We start from the raw sequence: 18,853 nt of genomic DNA, 5'->3' as shown, positions 1-18,853 counted from the left end.
GAACCGGACATGGAACCGCACGAGAACACCGGACACCCGAGGAGGTGGGCGATCCTGGGGGTGCTGGTGATCAGCCTCCTCGTGGTCGTCCTCGACAACACGATCCTCAACGTCGCCCTGCGTACCCTCGCCGACCCGGTGCACGGCCTCGGGGCCAGCCAGGGCGAGCTGGAGTGGGCGATCAACTCCTACACCCTGGTCTTCGCCGGGCTGCTGTTCACCTTCGGCGTCCTCGGCGACCGGCTCGGCCGCAAGCGCTTCCTGATGGTCGGGCTGGCCCTGTTCGGGCTGGCCTCGCTGCTGTCCGCGTACGCCCACGACCCGGGCCAGCTCATCGCCGCCCGCGCGCTGATGGGGGTCGGCGGCGCGGCCATCATGCCGGTGACCCTGTCGATCATCTCCAACGTCTTCGACCCCCGCGAGCGGGCCAAGGCGATCGGCATCTGGGCCGGCGCGGTCGGCCTGGCCGTGGCGATCGGCCCGGTGCTCGGCGGCGCCCTGCTGGAGCACTACTGGTGGGGCTCGGTCTTCCTGATCAACGTGCCGGTGGTGGCGCTCGGCGTGGTCCTGGTCGCCGCGCTGGTGCCCGAGTCCCGTGACCCGAAGCCCGGCCGGGTGGACCTGCTCGGCGTGCTGCTCTCGGTGGTCGGCCTGGTCGCCCTCACCTACGGCATCATCGACGGCGGCGAGCACGGCTTCGGCCGGCTCCAGGTCTGGGCCGCGATCGTCGGCGGTCTCGCCGTGCTGGGCTGGTTCGTCGCCCACGAGCTGCGCAGCGACCACCCGTCGCTGGACGTCCGGCTGTTCCGGGTGCCCCGGTTCGCCGCCCCGGTGGCGCTGGTCGGGCTGGTCTTCTTCGCCGCGATGGGCGTGATGTTCTTCGGCGCGTTCTACCTCCAGCTGGTCCGCGGCTACAGCCCGCTGGAGAGCGGCCTGCTCTTCCTGCCCTTCGCGGCCGCCCAGCTGATCTTCGCGCCGCGCAGCGCCGCGATGGTGCGTCGCTACGGCGGCCGGGCGGTCGCCGCGGTCGGGTTGCTGCTCACCGCCGCCGCGCTCGGCGCGTTCGTGTTCATCGACGCGGACACGCCGATCTGGCTCTTCTCGGCGCTCGGCTTCGTCCAGGGCGCCGGGATGGCCAACATCATGCCGCCGGCCACCGAGTCGATCATGTCGGCGCTGCCCCGGGAGAAGGCCGGCGTCGGCTCGGCGGTCAGCAACACCGTCCGCCAGGTGGCCGGCGCGCTCGGCGTGGCGGTGCTCGGCTCGGTCCTGTCCGCCGTCTACCGGGACGAGGTGACCCCGGCGCTGGCCGGCCTGCCCACCCCGGCCCACGACGCGGCCCGCGAGTCGATCTCCGGCGCGTACGCGGTCGCCGAGCGGCTCGGCCCGGCGGCGCCGCGGCTCCTCGCGGCGGCCAACGACTCCTTCGTCGCCGCGATGCACTGGGCGGCGGGGATCTCCGCCCTGGTGGCCGCCCTCGGCATCGTCATCGTCCTGCGCTGGATGCCGGGCCGCCCGCTGGTCGTGACCGAGACCCGGCCGGCCGCCGAGCGGGAGTTGGCCGGGACCCCGTAGGTTCGGCGACAATGTCCGACATGAGTACTCACGCCGACGCTCCGCGGTCGCCCGGCCGACCGCGGAGCGTCCGCGCGGACGAGGCGATCGTGCAGGCCACCCTCGACCTGCTCGCCGAGGGCAGCACCATCGAGGCGCTCTCCATCGAGGCGATCGCGGCCCGCGCCGGGGTGGGCAAGGCGACCATCTACCGCCGCTGGTCCGGCAAGGACGCGCTGCTGCTGGACGCGCTGCGCACCCTCAAGGGCACCCCGCCGCAACCGTCCGGCCACTCCATCCGGGACGACCTGGTGCTCCTGGTCGGCGCCATCGGGCACAACATCGACCCGCGGGCCGCCAAGATCATGCCGTGCCTGGTGCCCGAGGTGAACCGCAGCCCGGTGCACTACCAGCTCTACCAGAGCATGGTCGAGCCGCGCCGGAAGCTGATGCGGCAGGTGCTGCAACGCGGCATGCGCAGCGGGGAGCTCCGCCCCGACGTGGACATCGAGCTGGCGATGGCGCTGCTGAGCGGGCCGATGCTGATGCAGCGGATGCTGCGCTGGCAGCCCGACCTGGACGACCGGCTCCTGCCCGAGCGGATCGTCGACGCCGTCCTGGACGGCCTGCGCGTCCGCTGACGCCGCACCGCCGCCGGGCCGGCGACCCGGCCGCGGTTAATCAGCCGGGCGGGGTTGGTCAGCCGGGCGGGGTGCGCAGGCGGTGCAGGCGCAGGGCGAGCTGCACCTCCAGGGCGCGCTCCGGCTTCTGCCAGTCCGCGCCGAGCAGCTGCCCGACCCGTTCCAGCCGCTGGGTCACCGTGTTCACGTGCACGTGCAGCAGCTCGGCCGCCCGGGCCAGGCTGCCACCCACCCCGAAGTACGCCTCCAGCGTCTTCACCAGCGCGGTGCCCCGCCGGGCGTCGTAGTCGACCACCGGCCCGACGGTCCCGGTCAGGAACCGGGCCACGTCCCGGTCGCCCGCGTCGCCGACCGCGCCCAGCAGCAGCCCCACGAAGCCCAGCTCCGCGGTGCTCGCCCCCTCCCCGGCGCGGCCCAGCGCGCCCAACGCGGTCAGGCAGCGCTCCGCCTCGGCGAACGTGACGGCCAGCGACGCCGGGCCGGTCGACGGCCCGCTCGCCCCGGCGGTCACCGGCCGGCCGGTCACCCGGGACAGGTCCCGGGCCACCGCCCGGGCCGCCCCGCCCGCGTCGCCGCCGGGCAGCATCAGCACCACCCGGCCGTCCCGCGCCGCCGCCAGCCCACCCCGGGTCGAGGCGTACGTGGTGGCCCAGGAGAGCACCCGCTGCCGGGCCGAGCCGGTCGCGGCGATCGCGTCGTCGCCGACCGCCACCAGGACGTGCGGGGCGTCCAGGTCCACGCCGAGCCGCCGGGCCCGGCTGCGCAACGCGTCGGTGTCCCGCAACGGCCGGGCGATCAGGTCGTCCAGCAGCTCGCCCCGGACCCGGCCCTCCGCCTCGGCCACGGTCCGCCGGAACAGCTGCAGCAACGCGGTGACCAGCGCGGCCCGCTCCAGGATCCGCTGGTCGGCGTCGACCAGCTCGCCGTCCGGGCGCAGCACCAGCGCGCCCAGGTTCTCCGCGCCGGCCACCACCGCCGCGTACCAGAGCGGACCCCGGCGCACGCTGCGCCCCTCCGTACGGGACGCGGCCACCGCCTCCACGATGTCCGCCCGGTCCGGTTCCTCGATCTCGCCCACCCGGGCCAGCCGCCGTCCCTCGGCGTCCAGCGCCAGCAGCGCGCCGCCGAGCACCTCGGTGACCGCCGCCGCCACGTCCTCCATCCCGCCGCCGCGCACCACCAGGGCCGTCATCCGGTCGTGGGCGGCCGCGGCCCGCTCCACCGAGCTGCTGTGCGCCCGGATCGTGCTGTTCGCCGCGGACAACTCCTTGAGCGCCGCGCGGGTCTCCGCCAGCAGCCGGGCGGTGTCGATCGCCACCGCCGCGTGCGCGGCGAGGGAGACCAGCAGCGACACCTCCTCCCGGGCGAACGGCCGGGCCGAGCGGTTCGCGGCGTACAGCACGCCGATCACGCTGGAACCGAGCCGCAGCGGCACGCCGAGGATCGCCACCAGGCCCTCCTCGCCGACCCCGCTGTCCACCTCCCCGGTGTGCCGGAACCGCTCGTCCTCCTGATAGTTGGCGGTGACGTACGGGGTGCCGGTCTGCGCCACGAGCCCGCCGAGGCCGTCGCCCATTCCCAGCCGCAGCCGCTGGAACCGGGCCGAGATCGAGCCGTCGGTGACCCGCATGTACGTGTCGCCGCGCTCGTCGTCGTTGAGCGTCATGTAGGCCACGTCGGTGCCGAGCAGGATCCGGGCGCGGTGCACGATCGCCCGCAGCACGTCGTCCAGGTCGCGCAGCCCGGCCAGGTCGCTCGCGGTCTCATACAGGCCGGACAGCTCGATCTCCCGGCGGCGCCGGCGCTCCAGCAGCGCGCGGACCCGCAGCGCCACCACCTTCGCCTGTTCCAGCTCGGCCAGCCGCTCGGCGGGCAGGCCGGCGGCCCGGGCGGCCACCAGCGGGCCCTCGAACTCGACCGCGGCGGCCTCCCGGGCCAGCAGTTCCAGAAACTCGACCGGCGATGACATGACCGACATTGTGCGCGGGGCCACTAGTTGGCCGTCCAGCCCCCGTCGAGGGCGATGGCCGCGCCGGTGATGAACGCGGCCGGCGGCGAGCAGAGGTACGCCACGAGTTCCGCCACCTCCTCCGGCTCGATCAGCCGCTTGATCGCCGCCCGGGCCAGCATGATCTTCTCGACCACCTCGTCCTCGCCGATCCCGTGGCTGGCGGCCTGGTCGGCGATCTGGCTCTCCACCAGGGCGGTCCGCACGTACGCCGGGTTGATGCAGTTCGAGGTCACCCCGTGCGCGGCACCCTCCAGCGCGACCACCTTCGACAGGCCCTCCAGGGCGTGCTTCGCCGCGACGTACGCCGACTTGTACGGCGAGGCGCGCAAGCCGTGCACCGAGGAGATGTTGACGATCCGGCCCCAGCCCCTGGCGTACATGCCGGGCAGGGCCCGGCGGATCAGCAGGAACGGCGCCTCCACCATCACCCGCTGGATGTACTCGAAGCGGTTCGGCGGGAAGTCCTGCACCGGGGCGACGTGCTGGAGGCCGGCGTTGTTGACGACGATGTCCACGTCGACGTCGAGCCGGTCCACGGCGGCCCGGTCGGCCAGGTCGATCCCCTCGGCCCGGCCGCCCGCCTCGGCGGCCACCGCCTTGGCCGCCTCCACGTTCCGGTCGACCACCAGCACCGCCGCGCCGGCCGCCGCCAGGCGCAGGGCACAGGCCCGTCCGATGCCGCTGCCACCACCGGTCACCAGGGCGCTACGACCGGAGAGGTCGACGCGTACGACGTGGGGGACCACCACGGGTTCTGCCGTCATGGCGCACAAAGCTACGAGTTGTGTGGCCGGCGGCACATGGGGCGACGACACATACTCGACCGCTTCAGTGTGTGGCGATTACCCCCTCCCTCGGGCCCCGGCGTGTCCGATCCGGTGGGCGTCACCGGTGACCAGTAAGGTGTCGAACACACGTACTGCTGGCGGCTGGGGGAGGAGGCGGCGTGCGGGTGCTGGGCGTCGACCCGGGGCTGACCCGGTGCGGAGTCGGCGTGGTCGAGGGCGTGCCGGGCCGCCCCTGCACGCTGGTCGCCTACTACGTGGTCTACACCGACTCGGCCGACGAGTTGGCGCTGCGCCTGCTGCACCTGGACCGCTCGCTCACCGACCTGGTCGCCGAGCACAAGCCGGACGCGGTGGCCGTGGAACGGGTGTTCACCCAGCACAACGTCCGCACGGTGATGGGCACCGCCCAGGCCAGTGGGATCGCCGTGCTGGCCGGGGCGCGGGCCGGCCTGCCGGTGCAGACGTACACCCCGAGCGAGGTCAAGGCGGCGGTGACCGGTTCCGGCCAGGCGGACAAGGCGCAGATGACCAGCATGGTCACCCGACTGCTGCGGCTGCCCGAGCCGCCCCGGCCCGCCGACGCCGCCGACGCGCTGGCCCTGGCCATCTGCCACGTCTGGCGCGGCGGCACCCGGTCCAAGCTGGCCGTCGCGGCCGAGCGGGCACGACGAGGAGGACGACGATGATCGCCAGCGTGCGCGGCACGGTGACCGCGACCGGTCCGGACCACGCGGTGGTGGAGGTGGGCGGCGTCGGCCTGGCGGTGCAGTGCGCCCCCGGCACGCTCGCCGAGCTGCGGGTCGGCCAGCCGGCCCGGCTGGCCACCAGCCTGGTGGTCCGGGAGGACTCGCTCACCCTCTACGGCTTCGCCGACGACGACGCCAAGCAGCTGTTCGAGCTGCTCCAGACCGCCAGCGGGGTGGGCCCCCGGCTGGCCCAGGCGGTGCTCGCCGTGCACACCCCCGACGCGGTCCGCAAGGCCATCGCCAACGCCGACACCGCCGCCCTGACCCGGGTGCCCGGCATCGGCAAGAAGGGCGCCGAGCGCCTCGTCCTCGAACTGCGCGACCGGATCGGCCCGGTGCCGGTCGGCGTGGACGGCGCCGCCGGGGTGACCGCGGGCGCCTGGCCCGAGCAGGTCCGCCAGGCCCTGGTCGGGCTGGGCTGGACGGCCGGCCAGGCCGAGCAGGCGGTGGCCGCCGTCGCGGAGACCGTCGACGGCGAGGTGCCGCCCGTGCCGGTCCTGCTCAAGCAGGCCATCCGCCTCCTGGGCCGCACGCGATGACCGGGGAGAACCTCGTCTCGGCGTACGTCAGCGACGCGGAACGGGACGCGGAGGCGAGCGTCCGCCCGAAGCGGCTGGATGAGTTCATCGCCCAGCACCGAGTCCGCGACCAGCTCGACCTGCTGCTCAAGGGGGCGATGCGGCGCGGCTCCCCGCCCGACCACATTCTCCTCTCGGGCCCGCCTGGCCTCGGGAAGACGACGTTGGCCAATATCGTGGCCGCCGAGCTGGGCTCGGGGATCCGGGTGACCAGCGGCCCGGCCATCGAACGCTCCGGCGATCTGGCGGCTATCCTGACCAGCCTCGCCGAGGGCGACGTCCTGTTCATCGACGAGATCCACCGGATCGCCAAGCCGGCCGAGGAGCTGCTCTACAGCGCGATGGAGGACTTCCGGGTCGACGTGGTGGTCGGCAAGGGCCCGGGCGCCACCGCCATCCCGCTCGATGTCGAGCCGTTCACCCTGGTCGGCGCGACCACCCGGTCCGGGCTGCTCACCGGCCCGATGCGGGACCGGTTCGGCTTCGTCGCCCACCTCGACTTCTACGCCCCGGCCGAGCTGGAGGTGCTGCTGAAGCGGTCCGCCCGGATCCTCGGCGTGCCGATCACCGACGACGGCGCGAGCGAGATCGCCGGCCGGTCCCGGGGCACGCCACGCATCGCCAACCGGCTGCTGCGCCGGGTGCGTGACTTCGCCGAGGTCCGGGCCGACGGGGTGGTCAACCTGGAGACCGCCCGCGCCGCCCTCACCGTGTACGACGTCGACGCCCTCGGTCTGGACCGGCTGGACCGGGCGGTGCTCACCGCGCTGGTGGACTCGTTCCGGGGCGGGCCGGTCGGCCTCTCCACCCTCGCCGTGGCGGTGGGGGAGCAGCCGGACACGGTGGAGGAGGTCTGCGAGCCGTTCCTGGTGCGCGCCGGCCTGCTCGCCCGGACGCCCCGGGGCCGGGTCGCCACCGAGGCCGCCTGGCATCACCTGGGGCGTACGCCGCCGAATGGTACATTTGGTGCGGATGCCCCTCCCGTGCCCGATCTGTTCTCGGTGCAGACCGATCAGCCGTGATCCGAACGTGATCTGGGTCGCATTCGGTGTTCCCAGGAGCAGGGACTAGACTTCGCCGCGGTCTGTACAGGACGTGAGAATCCGCCTCCGCTCCGGCGCCCTCGGGGTCGCGTGGAGGCCAATGGGAAGGTCAACAACTGTGCCTCTCGCACAAACCGGCAGCGGGGCCGGCGGTCTGACGCCGATCCTCATGATCGCCCTGCTCTTCGGCGTCATGTACTTCATGATGATCCGCCCCCAGCAGAAGCGGCGCCGCGAGGCCGAGCAGATGCAGTCCGCGCTCTCCCCGGGCGACGAGGTCGTCACCATCGGCGGGCTCTACGGCACCGTCACCGACGTGGCGGACGAGACCGTCCTGCTCGAGGTGGCCCCGGGCGTGCAGACCCGGTACGCCCGCCCGGCGATCGCCCGCGTGGTCACCCGGGCCGAGCAGCCGGAGGCCGAGACGATCACCGAGGAAGCCGAGCCGGTCAAGGAGTGATCGCGCGCCCCGGAAGGGGCAGCGGATTCAGCGATACAAGTGGATAGTTGGGTCGGCGTCCGACGCCGACACGCGTACCTCCCGCCCGCCGCCGCCGCGCCGGGTCCGGGAGGCGTGTCGGCCGGTGACGTCGACCCGCCAGAGCAGTCGGGCGGACACCCCCGGCCCGACTTCGTCGCCGCTGCCCAGCGGCGCGACCGTACAGGGAGACAAGACAGCCGTGGCACCACCTCAGGGACAGATGCGGCCCGGACGGCAGCTCGCCGTGCTCGGGCTCATCTTCGTCGTCCTCTATCTCTTGGTGTTCTTCTCGGGCGGCGCCAAAGGCGGCTGGCAGGACCGGCTGGAGCCCCGGCTCGGCCTGGACCTGATCGGCGGCACCCGGCTGACGCTCGAGGCCACCAACACCGTGGACGGCAAGCCTCCGACGGCCGCCAACCTCGAGGAGGCGCGCCAGATCATCGAGAGCCGGGTCAACGCGTACGGCGTGGCCGAGGCCGAGGTGGTCACCGAGGGCAACCGCAACATCGTCATCTCCCTGCCCGGTGAGAACCGGGACCTGACCGACGTCGGCAGCGCCGCCGAGCTGCGCTTCCGCAAGGTCCTCAAGGCCACCGACGGCAGCGGCGCGGCCGCCGCCCCGGCCCCGAGCGCGAGCGCCACCCCGGCCCCGTCCGGCAGCGCCACGCCGAAGCCGTCCGGCAGCGCCTCGCCGAAGGCGAAGCCGAGCGGCAGCGCCAAGGCCACCGCCTCGCCGAGCGCCGGTGGTCAGGGCGGCATGGCCCCGACGCCGAGCGCCAGCGCCGCGGCGCCGACCCCGTCGGCCTCGGCGAGCGCCGCGCCGACCCCGAGCGCCGAGCCGGTGCCGCAGAGCGTCGAGCAGCAGCGCAAGGCCGTCGAGCAGAAGGTCGGCGCGGCCGCCTGGGCCGCCGCCACCGGCCTGAAGGCCCCGGCCGACCTCACCACCGACCCGTCGCTGGCGGAGAAGCTCAAGCCGTTCGGCGCCCTCTCCGCGCAGGAGATCGGCGTGCTGCCCGCCGACATGCAGTTCAACGTGCCGACCATCACCTGCGCCCAGCTGGACGATCGGCCGGCGGCGTCGATCAAGGACCCGAACCAGCAGGCCGTGGCCTGCGAGGCCGGTGCCAAGTACCTGCTCGACAAGGCGAAGGTGCTCGGCACGGACGTCAAGGACGCCAACGCGGTGCTCGACCAGACCAGCCAGTGGGTGGTCAGCCTGAACTTCACCGGCAAGGGCCAGGAGAAGTGGACCGCGTTGACCCGCGAGGCGTTCAACAACGAGGGCCAGGCCTGCGACCAGACCGCGCTCGGCCAGGACGGCAAGTGCCGCGTGGCGGTGGTCCTGGACAACGAGATCGTCTCCTCGCCGGAGATCCAGGGCGTGCTGACCGGTGACTCGCAGATCACCGGCAGCTTCGACAACAAGAGCGCGAACAAGCTCGCCAGCCAGCTCCGCTACGGCGCGCTGCCGGTGACCTTCGTGCCGCAGGAGCAGCAGAACGTCACCGCGACGCTGGGCTCCAGCCACCTGCAGGCGGGCCTGCTCGCGGCCGGCATCGGCATGCTGCTGGTCATCATCTACTCGTTCTTCTACTACCGGCTGCTCGGCTCGGTGATCTTCCTCAGCCTGGTGCTCTCCGGCCTGCTGGTCTTCGGCGCGCTGGTGGTGCTCGGCCGGTCGATCGGCTTCACCCTCACCCTCGCCGGCATCGCCGGCATGATCGTCTCGCTCGGTGTCGCGGCGGACTCGTTCGTCATCTACTTCGAGCGGCTCAAGGACGAGATCCGGGAGGGCCGCAGCCCGCGCAGCGCGGTGCCGCGGGCGTGGGTCCGGGCCCGCCGGACGATCATCTCGGCGAACGCCATCACCCTGATGTCCGCCGTGGTGCTCTACATCGTCTCGGTCGGCGCGGTGAAGGGCTTCGCCTTCGCGCTCGGCCTGGCGACGGTCCTCGACCTGGTCGTCGTCTTCCTCTTCCGTCACCCGATCATGACGATGTTCGCCCGGACCCGGGCGTTCCTGTCCCCGCGGGTCAGCGGTCTCGGCCGGGCCCTGCCGGCCCGGTCGGCCGAGCAGGGCACCGCCCGCAACCCGCGCGTCAAGGAGGCCTGAGATGGCTAAGACTGGTCTGGCCGCCCGGCTCTACCGGGGCGAGGCCGATCTCAACATCGTCGGCCGGCGCAAGCTGTGGTTCACCGTCGCCGGCGTGCTGGTGCTGATCGCCGTGCTCAGCTTCGCGATCCGGGGCTTCAGCCTCGGCATCGAGTTCGCCGGCGGCAACTCGTTCCAGGTGCCGGCCAGCGTCGGCACCATGGCCCAGGCCGAGGACAAGGTCAACACCGCGCTGGCGGCCGAGGGCGGCGGCGCTAAGGTGGTGACCGCGCAGAAGGTCGGCAGCACCAGCGGCCAGTACTACGAGCTGCGCACCACGCAGCTCAGCGCCGACCAGGCCAACGCGGTCAAGACCAGGATGGCCCAGGAGTTCGGCATCCAGCCCGACCAGATCAGCGGCAGCCAGGTCTCCGAGGCATGGGGCAGCCAGGTCACCTCCCGGGCGCTGCTCGGTCTGCTGATCTTCATCGCGGTGGTGGCGATCTACCTCGTGCTGCGCTTCGAGTGGCGGATGGCGGTCGCCTCGATCGCCTCGCTGCTCACCAACCTGGTCCTCACCGCCGGTATCTACTCGCTGGTCGGCTTCGAGGTCACCCCGTCGACGATCATCGGTTTCCTCACCATCCTGGGCTTCGCGCTCTACGACGTGGTGGTGGTCTTCGACAAGGTCCAGGAGAACACCCGGGGCATCACCGCGAACAACAACATGACCTACGGCGAGGCGGCCAACCTGGCGCTCAACCAGAGCCTCATGCGGTCGCTGAACACCTCCGTGGTCGCGCTGCTGCCGGTCGGTGGTCTGCTCTTCATCGGGGCGGGTCTGCTCGGCGCCGGCACGCTCAAGGACCTCGGCCTGGTGCTCTTCGTCGGTATGGCCGTCGCGTTCCTGACCTCGATCCTGCTGGCCACGCCGCTGCTGGTGCTGCTCAAGAACCAGGACCCGCGGATCAGCGCCCACAACAAGCGGGTGCTGGCCCGGCGGGGCGCCATCGCCCGGGGCGAGATCGCCCCGAAGGGCGCGCCGAAGGCCACTCCGGCCGCGGCCGAGACCATCGACCCGGAGGCGGCGGCCCTCGCCGGCGCCGCGCCGAAGGTGGGCGCGCGGCCGGTTGGCAAGCGTCCCACCGGCACCCGGGGCGGCCGTCCCGGTGGCGGGGGCAACCGGCCGGGCGGCGCGAAGCGCCGCTGACCGGGCCGGGGAGACCCGGTAGAAATCGACCGGACGGCGTCCGCCATGCTGTGCGAGCAGCATGACGGACGCCGTCGTCGTTCGAAGGGACAAGGACGCACCGTGACCGAGACCCACACCACCGGGGTACGGGGGGACAGCGGCCCGCAGGTCGCCCAGCTGGTCGCCAGCCGGGTGCTGGACGTGCCGGACTTCCCCAAGCCCGGTGTCGTGTTCAAGGACCTGATGCCGCTCTTCGCCGACGGCGACGTCTTCCGCGAGGTGATCGACGGGATCATCGCGTACCACGGGCGCGACTCGTTCGACGCGGTGGCCGGCATCGAGGCGCGGGGCTTCGTGCTCGCGGCGGCCATCGCGTATGCCACCGGGGTGGGCGTGGTGCCGGTCCGCAAGGCGGGCAAGCTCCCCCGGGCCACCCACTCCGCCTCCTACGCCCTCGAGTACGGCGAGGCGACCCTGGAGGTGCACCAGGACGCGTTCACCGCCGGCCACCGGGTGCTCGTGGTGGACGACGTGCTGGCCACCGGCGGCACCGCCGAGGCCACCCTCGACCTGGTCGAGCGGGCCGGCGGCACGGTCGCGGGCTTCACGGTGCTGCTGGAGCTGGGCTTCCTCAAGGGGCGCGAGCGGCTCGCCCCGCGTCCGGTCCATGCCCTGCTGACCGTTTGACACCCCGGCCCGTCGGGCCGACCCGGCGCGGTCCGTCCGGCGGAGCGGCGGCGTACCGTGCGTGCGGGTAGCATTGCCCTTTGCTGACCGGTCGGGTGACCCGTCCGGCGGCGTGACGGCCGGCCGCACGGCCGGTGCGGGGCCGCCGGGGCCGCGAGGTTCCGGGTGGCCCGAGCGGTCCATGTCGGCCCGGGGCGGTCGACACGGAACAACGCCGGCCCCTCGGCCGGTTGAACAGGACGTCGGCCGGACGGCCGGCGCATTCCCGGCGAGCGGTGAGGAGGCCGGTGTCCCACGATGTCGTCCCTCCGGTGGAGGGCACGGTGCACCCGACAGGCGACGCGGACGGCTCGGTGACCGAGCGGAGCGGCAACCCGCCGGCCCGGGTGACCGGTGGCTCCGGCGGCGGACCCGACGCGCGGGCGGACGGCGGGGCGGTCGTCGTGCCGTTCCCGACCGAGACCGCGGGTGAGCCCGCGCCCAGCGCGGGGTTCGCCCTCTCCAACGCGCCGACCGGCCGGCGGGTGCGCGCCCGGCTGGCCCGGTTCAACGCCCCGTGGCAGACCTCGCAGGTGAGCGAGGTCCTCGAGCCGCTGATCGCCACCCACCGGGAGAACCACCCCAAGGCTGACGCCCGGCTGCTGCAGCGCGCCTTCGACACCGCCGCGCGCTGGCACTCGGGTCAGTACCGCAAGTCCGGTGATCCGTACATCACCCACCCCCTCGCCGTGGCGACCATCCTGGCCAACCTCGGGATGGACACCACCACCCTGGTCGCCGCGCTGCTGCACGACACGATCGAGGACACGGAATACACCCTCGACGCGATGCGCGCCGACTTCGGCGGCGAGGTGGCGCTGCTGGTCGACGGCGTGACCAAGCTCGACAAGGTCAAGCTCGGCGACGCGGCCAAGGCGGAGACGATCCGCAAAATGGTCGTGGCCATGGCCAAGGACCCCCGGGTGCTGGTGATCAAGCTGGCCGACCGGCTGCACAACATGCGTACGTTGACCTTCCTGCCCCGCCCCAAGCAGGAGCAGAAGGCCAAGGAGACGCTGGAGATCCTGGCTCCGCTGGCCCACCGCCTCGGTATGAACACCATCAAGTGGGAGCTGGAGGATCTCGCCTTCGGCACCCTGTTCCCGAAGCGGTTCGAGGAGATCAACCGCCTGATCGGGGAGCACCAGCCGCAGCGCGAGGCGCTGCTGCGCCAGGTGACCCAGAAGGTGTCGACCGACCTCAAGGCCGCCAAGATCAAGGCGGAGACCACCGGCCGGCCGAAGCACCTCTACTCGATCTACCAGAAGATGATCGTGCGGGGCCGCGACTTCAACGACATCTACGACCTGGTCGGGGTGCGGATCCTGGTCGACACGGTGCGGGACTGCTACGCGGCGCTGGGCGTCATCCACGCCAACTGGCAGCCGGTGCCGGGCCGGTTCAAGGACTACATCGCGATGCCCAAGTTCAATATGTACCAGTCGTTGCACACGACGGTCATCGGGCCCACCGGCAAGCCGGTGGAGATGCAGATCCGCACCTACGCGATGCACCGCACCGCCGAGTTCGGCATCGCCGCGCACTGGAAGTACAAGGAGCACAAGGGCACCCCGGTGGTCGGCCCGCCGGCGCACATCGACGAGATGACCTGGCTGCGCCAGCTGCTCGACTGGCAGCGCGAGGCGGCCGACCCGAGCGAGTTCCTCGACGCGCTCCGGTTCGACCTGTCCAGCCAGGAGGTGTACGTCTTCACCCCGAAGGGTGACGTCATCCCGCTGCCGACCGGGTCGACGCCGGTGGACTTCGCGTACGCGGTGCACACCGAGGTCGGGCACAAGTGCATCGGGGCGCGGGTCAACGGCAAGCTGGTGCCGCTGGAGTCGACGCTGTCCAACGGCGACGTGATCGAGATCTTCACCTCGAAGTCCGACACGGCCGGCCCGACGCAGGACTGGCTCGGCTTCGTCAAGAGCCCGCGCGCCCGCACCAAGATCCGCCAGTACTTCAACAAGGAGCGGCGCGAGGAGGCGATCGAGGCCGGCAAGGACTCGATCGTCAAGGCCATGCGCAAGCAGGGCATGCCGTTGCAGCGGATGCTCACCTCCGACGCGCTGATGGCGATCGCCCGGGACCTGCACCTGGCCGACGTGGCCTCGCTCTACGCGGCGGTCGGCGACAGCCAGGTCTCCGCGCAGTCGGTGGTGCAGAAGCTGATGGCCGCGTACGGCGGCGAGGAGGGCGCGGCGGAGGACATCGCCGAGACCGCCGTCGCCACCCGGCCGCCGCGCAGCCGGCAGAGCAGCGCCGACCCGGGTGTCGTGGTCCGCGGCGTCAGCGATGTCTGGATCAAGCTGGCCCGCTGCTGCACCCCGGTGCCGCCGGACGCGGTCTTCGGCTTCGTCACCCGCTCCGGTGGGGTGAGCGTGCACCGCGACGACTGTGCCAACGCCGAGGACCTGCGCGCGCAGAGCGAGCGGGTGGTCGAGGTCAGCTGGAAGCTCACCTCCGCCTCGACCTTCCTGGTCGCCATCCAGGTGGAGGCCCTGGACCGGCACAAGCTCCTCACGGACGTCACCCGGGTCCTCTCCGACGAGCGGGTCAACATCCTCTCCGCGACCGTCACCACCACCCGCGACCGGGTGGCGGTGAGCCGGTTCAGCTTCGAGATGGCCGACCCGAAGCACCTGGGGCACCTGCTGGCCGCGGTCCGCAAGGTCGACGGGGTCTTCGACGCGTACCGGGTCACCTCGGGCGCCTGACGCCCGGTCCGCGCAAGCAGAAGCGCCCGCCGGCCCTCCGCCGGTGGGCGCTTCCGCGTGGTACGGGCGGGTCAGCCGCCCTGGATGTCGCTCATCGTCAGCTTGTTGATGACGATCTCCTTCTTCGGGTGACCGCCGCCGGCCTGCTGGGCGAAGGCGCCGTCGTCCCCGGCCGCGGCGACCTGCTTCACCACGTCCATGCCGCCGGTGAGGGTGCCCAGCACGGTGTAGTTGGGGTCGAGCTGCGAGTCGCCGTAGACGATGAAGAACTGGCTGCCGGTGCTGCCCGGCTGGCCGGAGTTGGCCATCGCGATGACGCCTTCCGGGTACGGCGGCCGCTTGTCGGTCGGCAGGTTCTCCTCGGGCATGTTGTAGCTGGGCCCGCCGGTGCCGTCGCTCGCCCGCCAGCCCTTGCCGGTCGCGCTCGGGTCACCGCACTGGAGCACCTTGATGCCCTGGGTGACCAGCCGGTGGCACTTCGTGTTGTCGAAGAAGCCCTTGCTGGCCAGGTGGGTGAAGCTGCCCGCGGTGCAGGGCACCTCCTCGCGGTTGACCGTCGCGGTGATCGGACCGAGGTTGGTGTCGATCGTCAGGGTCTGGGTGCCCTTGTTGTCCTGCTGGTTCGGGGGCAACCCGACGTCCTTGATCTGCTTGGAGCGCGCGTCCTTCGGGACCTCGGTGTAGGCGCACTGCGAGTAGCCGGCCGTGCTGGCGGTGTTCTCCTTCTTGTCGTCACCGCCGAGCGAGGTGACCAGCCAGACCGTGCCGGCCACCACGAGCACCAGCACGGCCGCGGCACCGACGATGGCCTGGGTCTGCCGGCGCTTGCGGGCCTTGGTGGCGCGCTCGGCCATCTCCCGCTCGAGTCGGGCCCGCGCGGCCGCGCGCTGCCGCTCTCTCGTGGACGTCACGATCACTCCTTTCGGATCTTCTGGGGTGCGGCGATGCCGCTGCCGTTCAGGGGCGGACGGGCCGGATCAGCCGGCGCTCGGGCTGGCCGCCGGCGCGCTGGTGGCGGCCGGGGCCGCGTTCACCTCGCCGACGGTGAGGCTCTGGATCACCACGTCCGTCTTCGGCTTGACCTTGGCTCCGCTCCCATTGTCCACGGTCGGGAGGGCACCGATCTTCGCCAGCACGTCCATTCCGCCGGTGACTTTGCCGATCACCGGGTACTTCGGATCGGCCGGGTTGAAGTCCTTGAAGAAGATCAGGAACTGGCTGCTGTTGGCGCCCGGCGGGTTCGCGATCATCGCGACCGTGCCCTTCGGGTACGCCGGGGCCTGGCCCGGGGCCGGCGAGGCGGACGCGCTCGGCGCCGGGGTCGGGACGTTCTCGTCGTAGAACGAGTACGCCGGCCCGCCGATGCCGGTGCCGCTCGGGTCGCCGCAGCGCAGCGCGCCCTCGGCGGTGATCTCGTGGCACTTGGTGTTGTCGTAGAACGACTTGCCGGCCAGGTACGAGATGCTGGCCGCCGCGCACGGCGCCGAGGCGAGGTCCAGCTCGGCGGTGATCGGGGCGCCCTGGTTGGTGGTGACCGTCATCGCCCGGGTCCCCGAGGTGGGCAGGCCGGTGGTGGCCGGGGTGCCGACATCCTTGAGGTTGCTGTTGGCGCTGGCGTCCTGCGGCGTCCAGAGGCAGACGTCCTCGGCGGCCTTCTTCTCCGGTTTCGAGTCGAACGCGCCGAGCGCCCAGGCCGTACCGACGACGATCAGCGCGAGCACCACCGCGGCGCCGACACCGGCCTGGATCTGCCGGCGGCGCTTGGCGGCCGCGGCCCGCCGGGCGAGCTGCCGGTCGAGCTTGGCCCGCGCCAGTTTGCGCTGCCGGTCCCTGCTGGAAGCCACCCGTGCTCCCCTTCCTCTACCCTGGTCCTCGCCGGCGCGCGGGCGTCGTCCGCCCGGTCGTGCGCAGGTGCGCCACGCCACACGCCCGCCAGAGTGTACGGCTACCGGCTGGGAAAGTGGTGTACGAGGTCCGGCCTCGATGTATCGGGCGTTGTCACTGTGGTTGCCGGGGCTGCCGGGACGCGTGGGCCGGCGGAAAGCGGTGGCCGGTGCGACTAGGCTGCTGAACGGGACGACGACTGCAGACGGAAGGGGAGCGGACGTGCTCGTGGCCGGCTTTCCCGCGGACGCCTTCGGCACCAACTGCTACGTGGTGGCGACCGCGCCGGGGGAGCAGTGCGTGGTGGTCGACCCCGGGATCGGGGTGCTCGACCGGCTCGACGCCGTGCTCGCCGAGCACCGCCTGCACCCGGCCGCCGTGCTGCTCACCCACGGCCACCTCGACCACACTTTCTCCGTGGCCCCGGTCTGCGGTGCGCGCGGCATCCCCGCGTACGTCCACCCGGAGGACCGCGAGCTGCTGGCCGATCCCACCAAGGCGCTCTCGATGGATCTCACCCAGCTCTTCGGCGGCCGGCTGCCGTACACCGAGCCGGACGACGTGGCCGTGCTGACCGACGGCGCGACGCTGAGCCTCGCCGGTTTGGAGATCACCGTCGACCACGCCCCCGGCCATACGGGCGGGTCGGTGCTGTTCCGGATGCCCGGCGCCGGCTCGCCCTGGGAGGCCGAGCAGCTCTGCCTCTCCGGTGACGTGCTCTTCGCCGGCTCGATCGGCCGCACCGACCTGCCGGGCGGCAGCATGCCCCGGATGCTGTCCAGCCTGCGGGAGAAGGTCCTCCCGCTGGCCGACGACACCGTCGTCCTGCCCGGCCACGGCCCCGCGACCACCATCGGCCGTGAGCGCGCGACCAACCCGTACCTCCTCGAGGTGGCGGGGACCGGCGGCGCGCGTCCGGCCGCGCCCACCCGCGGCCTGTAGCCGCACCCACGACGCCCCCGCGCGGTCCGCGCGGGATCCACGGAGACCCCGCCGCGCGGCGCGCGGCCGCCAAGGGAGTACGCCATGAGCAAGCCCACGCCCATCTCCGGCTTCCCGGAGTGGACGCCCGCCCAGCGGATGATCGAGCAGTTCGTGCTCGACCGGATCCGCGCCACCTTCGAGCTGTACGGCTTCGCGCCGCTGGAGACCCGCTCGGTCGAGCCGCTGGACCAGCTGCTGCGCAAGGGGGAGACCTCGAAGGAGGTCTACGTGCTGCGCCGGCTCCAGGCCGACACCGACGGTCCGGCCGGCGACGACGCCCTCGGACTGCACTTCGACCTGACCGTGCCGTTCGCCCGGTACGTGCTGGAGAACGCCGGCAAGCTGCAGTTCCCGTTCCGCCGCTACCAGATCCAGAAGGTGTGGCGGGGGGAGCGCCCGCAGGAGGGGCGTTACCGGGAGTTCCTCCAGGCCGACATCGACATCGTCGACCGGGACACCCTGCCGGCCCACTACGAGGCCGAGATGCCGCTGGTCATCGGCGACGCGCTGCGCTCGCTGCCGATCCCGCCGGTGCGGATCCAGGTCAACAACCGCAAGATCTGCGAGGGCTTCTACCGGGGCATCGGGCTCACTGACCCGGAGGCCGCCCTGCGCGCGGTCGACAAGCTCGACAAGATCGGTCCGGCGAGGGTGGCCGAGCTGCTGGCGGAGACCGCCGGGGCGAGCGAGGCGCAGGCCAAGGCGTGCCTGGCGCTGGCGGAGATCTCCGCGCCGGACGCCTCGTTCGCCGACGCGGTGCGTGCCCTCGGGGTGAGCGACCCGCTGCTCGACGAGGGCATCGCGGAGCTGGTCGCGGTGGTGGAGACCGCCGCCGCGCACTCGCCCGGGCTCTGCGTCGCCGACCTGCGCATCGCCCGGGGCCTGGACTACTACACCGGCACGGTCTACGAGACGCAGCTGATCGGCTACGAGCGGTTCGGCTCGATCTGCTCCGGGGGCCGCTACGACAACCTGGCCAGCTCCGGGAACGTCCGCTTCCCGGGGGTGGGCATCTCGATCGGGGTGACCCGGCTGCTCGGCCTGCTCTTCGGCGCGGGCGCGCTCGCGGTCTCCCGGGACGTGCCGACCTGCGTGCTGGTCGCGGTGACCACCGAGGAGGAGCGGTCGGCCAGCAACGCGGTCGCCGAGGCGTTGCGCTCCCGGGGCATCCCCACCGAGGTGTCGCCGAGCGCGGCCAAGTTCGGCAAGCAGATCCGGTACGCCGAGCGGCGCGGCATCCCGTACGTCTGGTTCCCGGGTGCCGAGGGTGACGAGGTGAAGGACATCCGTTCGGGCGAGCAGGTGGCCGCCGCGGCGGGGGAGTGGAACCCGCCGCGGGCCGACCTGAAGCCGCTGGTCGGACCGGCCGCCGCTGGCGCCTGACGACGATTGGACCTACGGTGGCGTAAGTTA

The 18,853-nt window shown here is 72.6% G+C and carries 16 protein-coding genes; 12 read left to right on the top strand and 4 right to left on the bottom strand.

Features of this window, described 5'->3' with window-relative positions; translation table 11 throughout:
* The first annotated feature begins 9 nt into the window (after positions 1 to 9).
* Together EFE23_RS12780 and EFE23_RS12775 are read left to right on the top strand one after the other, a co-directional pair.
* Positions 10 to 1,575 carry an MFS transporter gene (locus EFE23_RS12780; protein ID WP_123241133.1) on the top strand — a complete coding sequence of 522 codons (1,566 nt, stop codon included), beginning with the start codon at positions 10 to 12 and terminating at the stop codon, positions 1,573 to 1,575.
* A gap of 11 nt (positions 1,576 to 1,586) precedes the next feature.
* Positions 1,587 to 2,195 (top strand): TetR/AcrR family transcriptional regulator, encoded by a 609-nt coding sequence (locus EFE23_RS12775; RefSeq protein ID WP_123241132.1) that lies wholly within the window; start codon positions 1,587 to 1,589, stop codon positions 2,193 to 2,195.
* Positions 2,196 to 2,253: 58 nt separating this feature from the next.
* Here the strand turns inward: EFE23_RS12775 and EFE23_RS12770 are convergent, their stop codons facing one another.
* The gene (locus EFE23_RS12770; protein WP_123241131.1) at positions 2,254 to 4,173 is read right to left on the bottom strand and encodes a helix-turn-helix domain-containing protein; all 1,920 of its coding nucleotides are present in this window, start codon (positions 4,171 to 4,173) and stop codon (positions 2,254 to 2,256) included.
* 14 nt (positions 4,174 to 4,187) lie between these two features.
* Positions 4,188 to 4,970 carry a 3-hydroxybutyrate dehydrogenase gene (locus EFE23_RS12765; protein ID WP_123241130.1) on the bottom strand — a complete coding sequence of 261 codons (783 nt, stop codon included), beginning with the start codon at positions 4,968 to 4,970 and terminating at the stop codon, positions 4,188 to 4,190.
* A 182-nt stretch (positions 4,971 to 5,152) separates the two neighbouring features.
* Here EFE23_RS12765 and ruvC point away from each other — a divergent pair, with 182 nt between their 5' ends.
* From ruvC to EFE23_RS12725, 8 genes are all read left to right on the top strand, one after another.
* On the top strand, positions 5,153 to 5,680 hold the full coding sequence (gene ruvC, locus EFE23_RS12760) for a crossover junction endodeoxyribonuclease RuvC (RefSeq protein ID WP_123241129.1): 528 nt from the start codon (positions 5,153 to 5,155) through the stop codon (positions 5,678 to 5,680).
* Entirely contained in the window at positions 5,677 to 6,279 is a 603-nt protein-coding gene (gene ruvA / locus EFE23_RS12755; RefSeq protein WP_123241128.1) for a Holliday junction branch migration protein RuvA, read from the top strand. Before ruvC ends, ruvA begins: the two co-directional genes overlap by 4 nt.
* Positions 6,276 to 7,340, top strand: coding sequence for a Holliday junction branch migration DNA helicase RuvB (gene ruvB, locus EFE23_RS12750; protein WP_123241127.1), 1,065 nt, complete (start codon positions 6,276 to 6,278; stop codon positions 7,338 to 7,340). Before ruvA ends, ruvB begins: the two co-directional genes overlap by 4 nt.
* Positions 7,341 to 7,479: 139 nt before the next feature.
* Positions 7,480 to 7,821, top strand: coding sequence for a preprotein translocase subunit YajC (gene yajC / locus EFE23_RS12745; protein WP_373684009.1), 342 nt, complete (start codon positions 7,480 to 7,482; stop codon positions 7,819 to 7,821).
* Between the two features lie 220 nt (positions 7,822 to 8,041).
* Positions 8,042 to 9,955: a protein translocase subunit SecD gene (secD, locus tag EFE23_RS12740; RefSeq protein WP_199737044.1), complete on the top strand. Its 1,914-nt coding sequence runs from the start codon at positions 8,042 to 8,044 to the stop codon at positions 9,953 to 9,955.
* Between the two features lies 1 nt (position 9,956).
* A complete protein-coding gene (gene secF, locus EFE23_RS12735) occupies positions 9,957 to 11,144 on the top strand; it encodes a protein translocase subunit SecF (protein WP_123241125.1) in 1,188 nt (395 codons plus the stop codon).
* 102 nt (positions 11,145 to 11,246) lie between these two features.
* The gene (locus EFE23_RS12730) at positions 11,247 to 11,813 is read left to right on the top strand and encodes an adenine phosphoribosyltransferase (protein WP_123241124.1); all 567 of its coding nucleotides are present in this window, start codon (positions 11,247 to 11,249) and stop codon (positions 11,811 to 11,813) included.
* A 311-nt stretch (positions 11,814 to 12,124) separates the two neighbouring features.
* On the top strand, positions 12,125 to 14,572 hold the full coding sequence (locus tag EFE23_RS12725; RefSeq protein WP_199737048.1) for a RelA/SpoT family protein: 2,448 nt from the start codon (positions 12,125 to 12,127) through the stop codon (positions 14,570 to 14,572).
* A gap of 71 nt (positions 14,573 to 14,643) precedes the next feature.
* On the opposite strand, the gene EFE23_RS12720 is transcribed toward EFE23_RS12725, so the two are convergent.
* On the bottom strand, positions 14,644 to 15,483 hold the full coding sequence (locus EFE23_RS12720; protein WP_123241122.1) for a peptidylprolyl isomerase: 840 nt from the start codon (positions 15,481 to 15,483) through the stop codon (positions 14,644 to 14,646).
* A 66-nt stretch (positions 15,484 to 15,549) separates the two neighbouring features.
* Complete coding sequence (locus EFE23_RS12715; protein ID WP_123241121.1) at positions 15,550 to 16,416, bottom strand: peptidylprolyl isomerase; 867 nt, start codon at positions 16,414 to 16,416, stop codon at positions 15,550 to 15,552.
* A 262-nt stretch (positions 16,417 to 16,678) separates the two neighbouring features.
* Between EFE23_RS12715 and EFE23_RS12710 the strand changes: the two genes are divergently transcribed.
* Both EFE23_RS12710 and hisS read left to right on the top strand, forming a co-directional pair.
* Complete coding sequence (locus EFE23_RS12710; RefSeq protein WP_123241120.1) at positions 16,679 to 17,398, top strand: MBL fold metallo-hydrolase; 720 nt, start codon at positions 16,679 to 16,681, stop codon at positions 17,396 to 17,398.
* Positions 17,399 to 17,482: 84 nt separating this feature from the next.
* A complete protein-coding gene (gene hisS / locus EFE23_RS12705) occupies positions 17,483 to 18,823 on the top strand; it encodes a histidine--tRNA ligase (protein ID WP_123241119.1) in 1,341 nt (446 codons plus the stop codon).
* The last annotated feature ends 30 nt before the right edge of the window (positions 18,824 to 18,853 follow it).

This window comes from Micromonospora solifontis (assembly GCF_003725545.1).
Classification (GTDB): domain Bacteria; phylum Actinomycetota; class Actinomycetes; order Mycobacteriales; family Micromonosporaceae; genus Micromonospora; species Micromonospora solifontis.
This window is presented reverse-complemented; position numbering and strand designations above follow the sequence as displayed.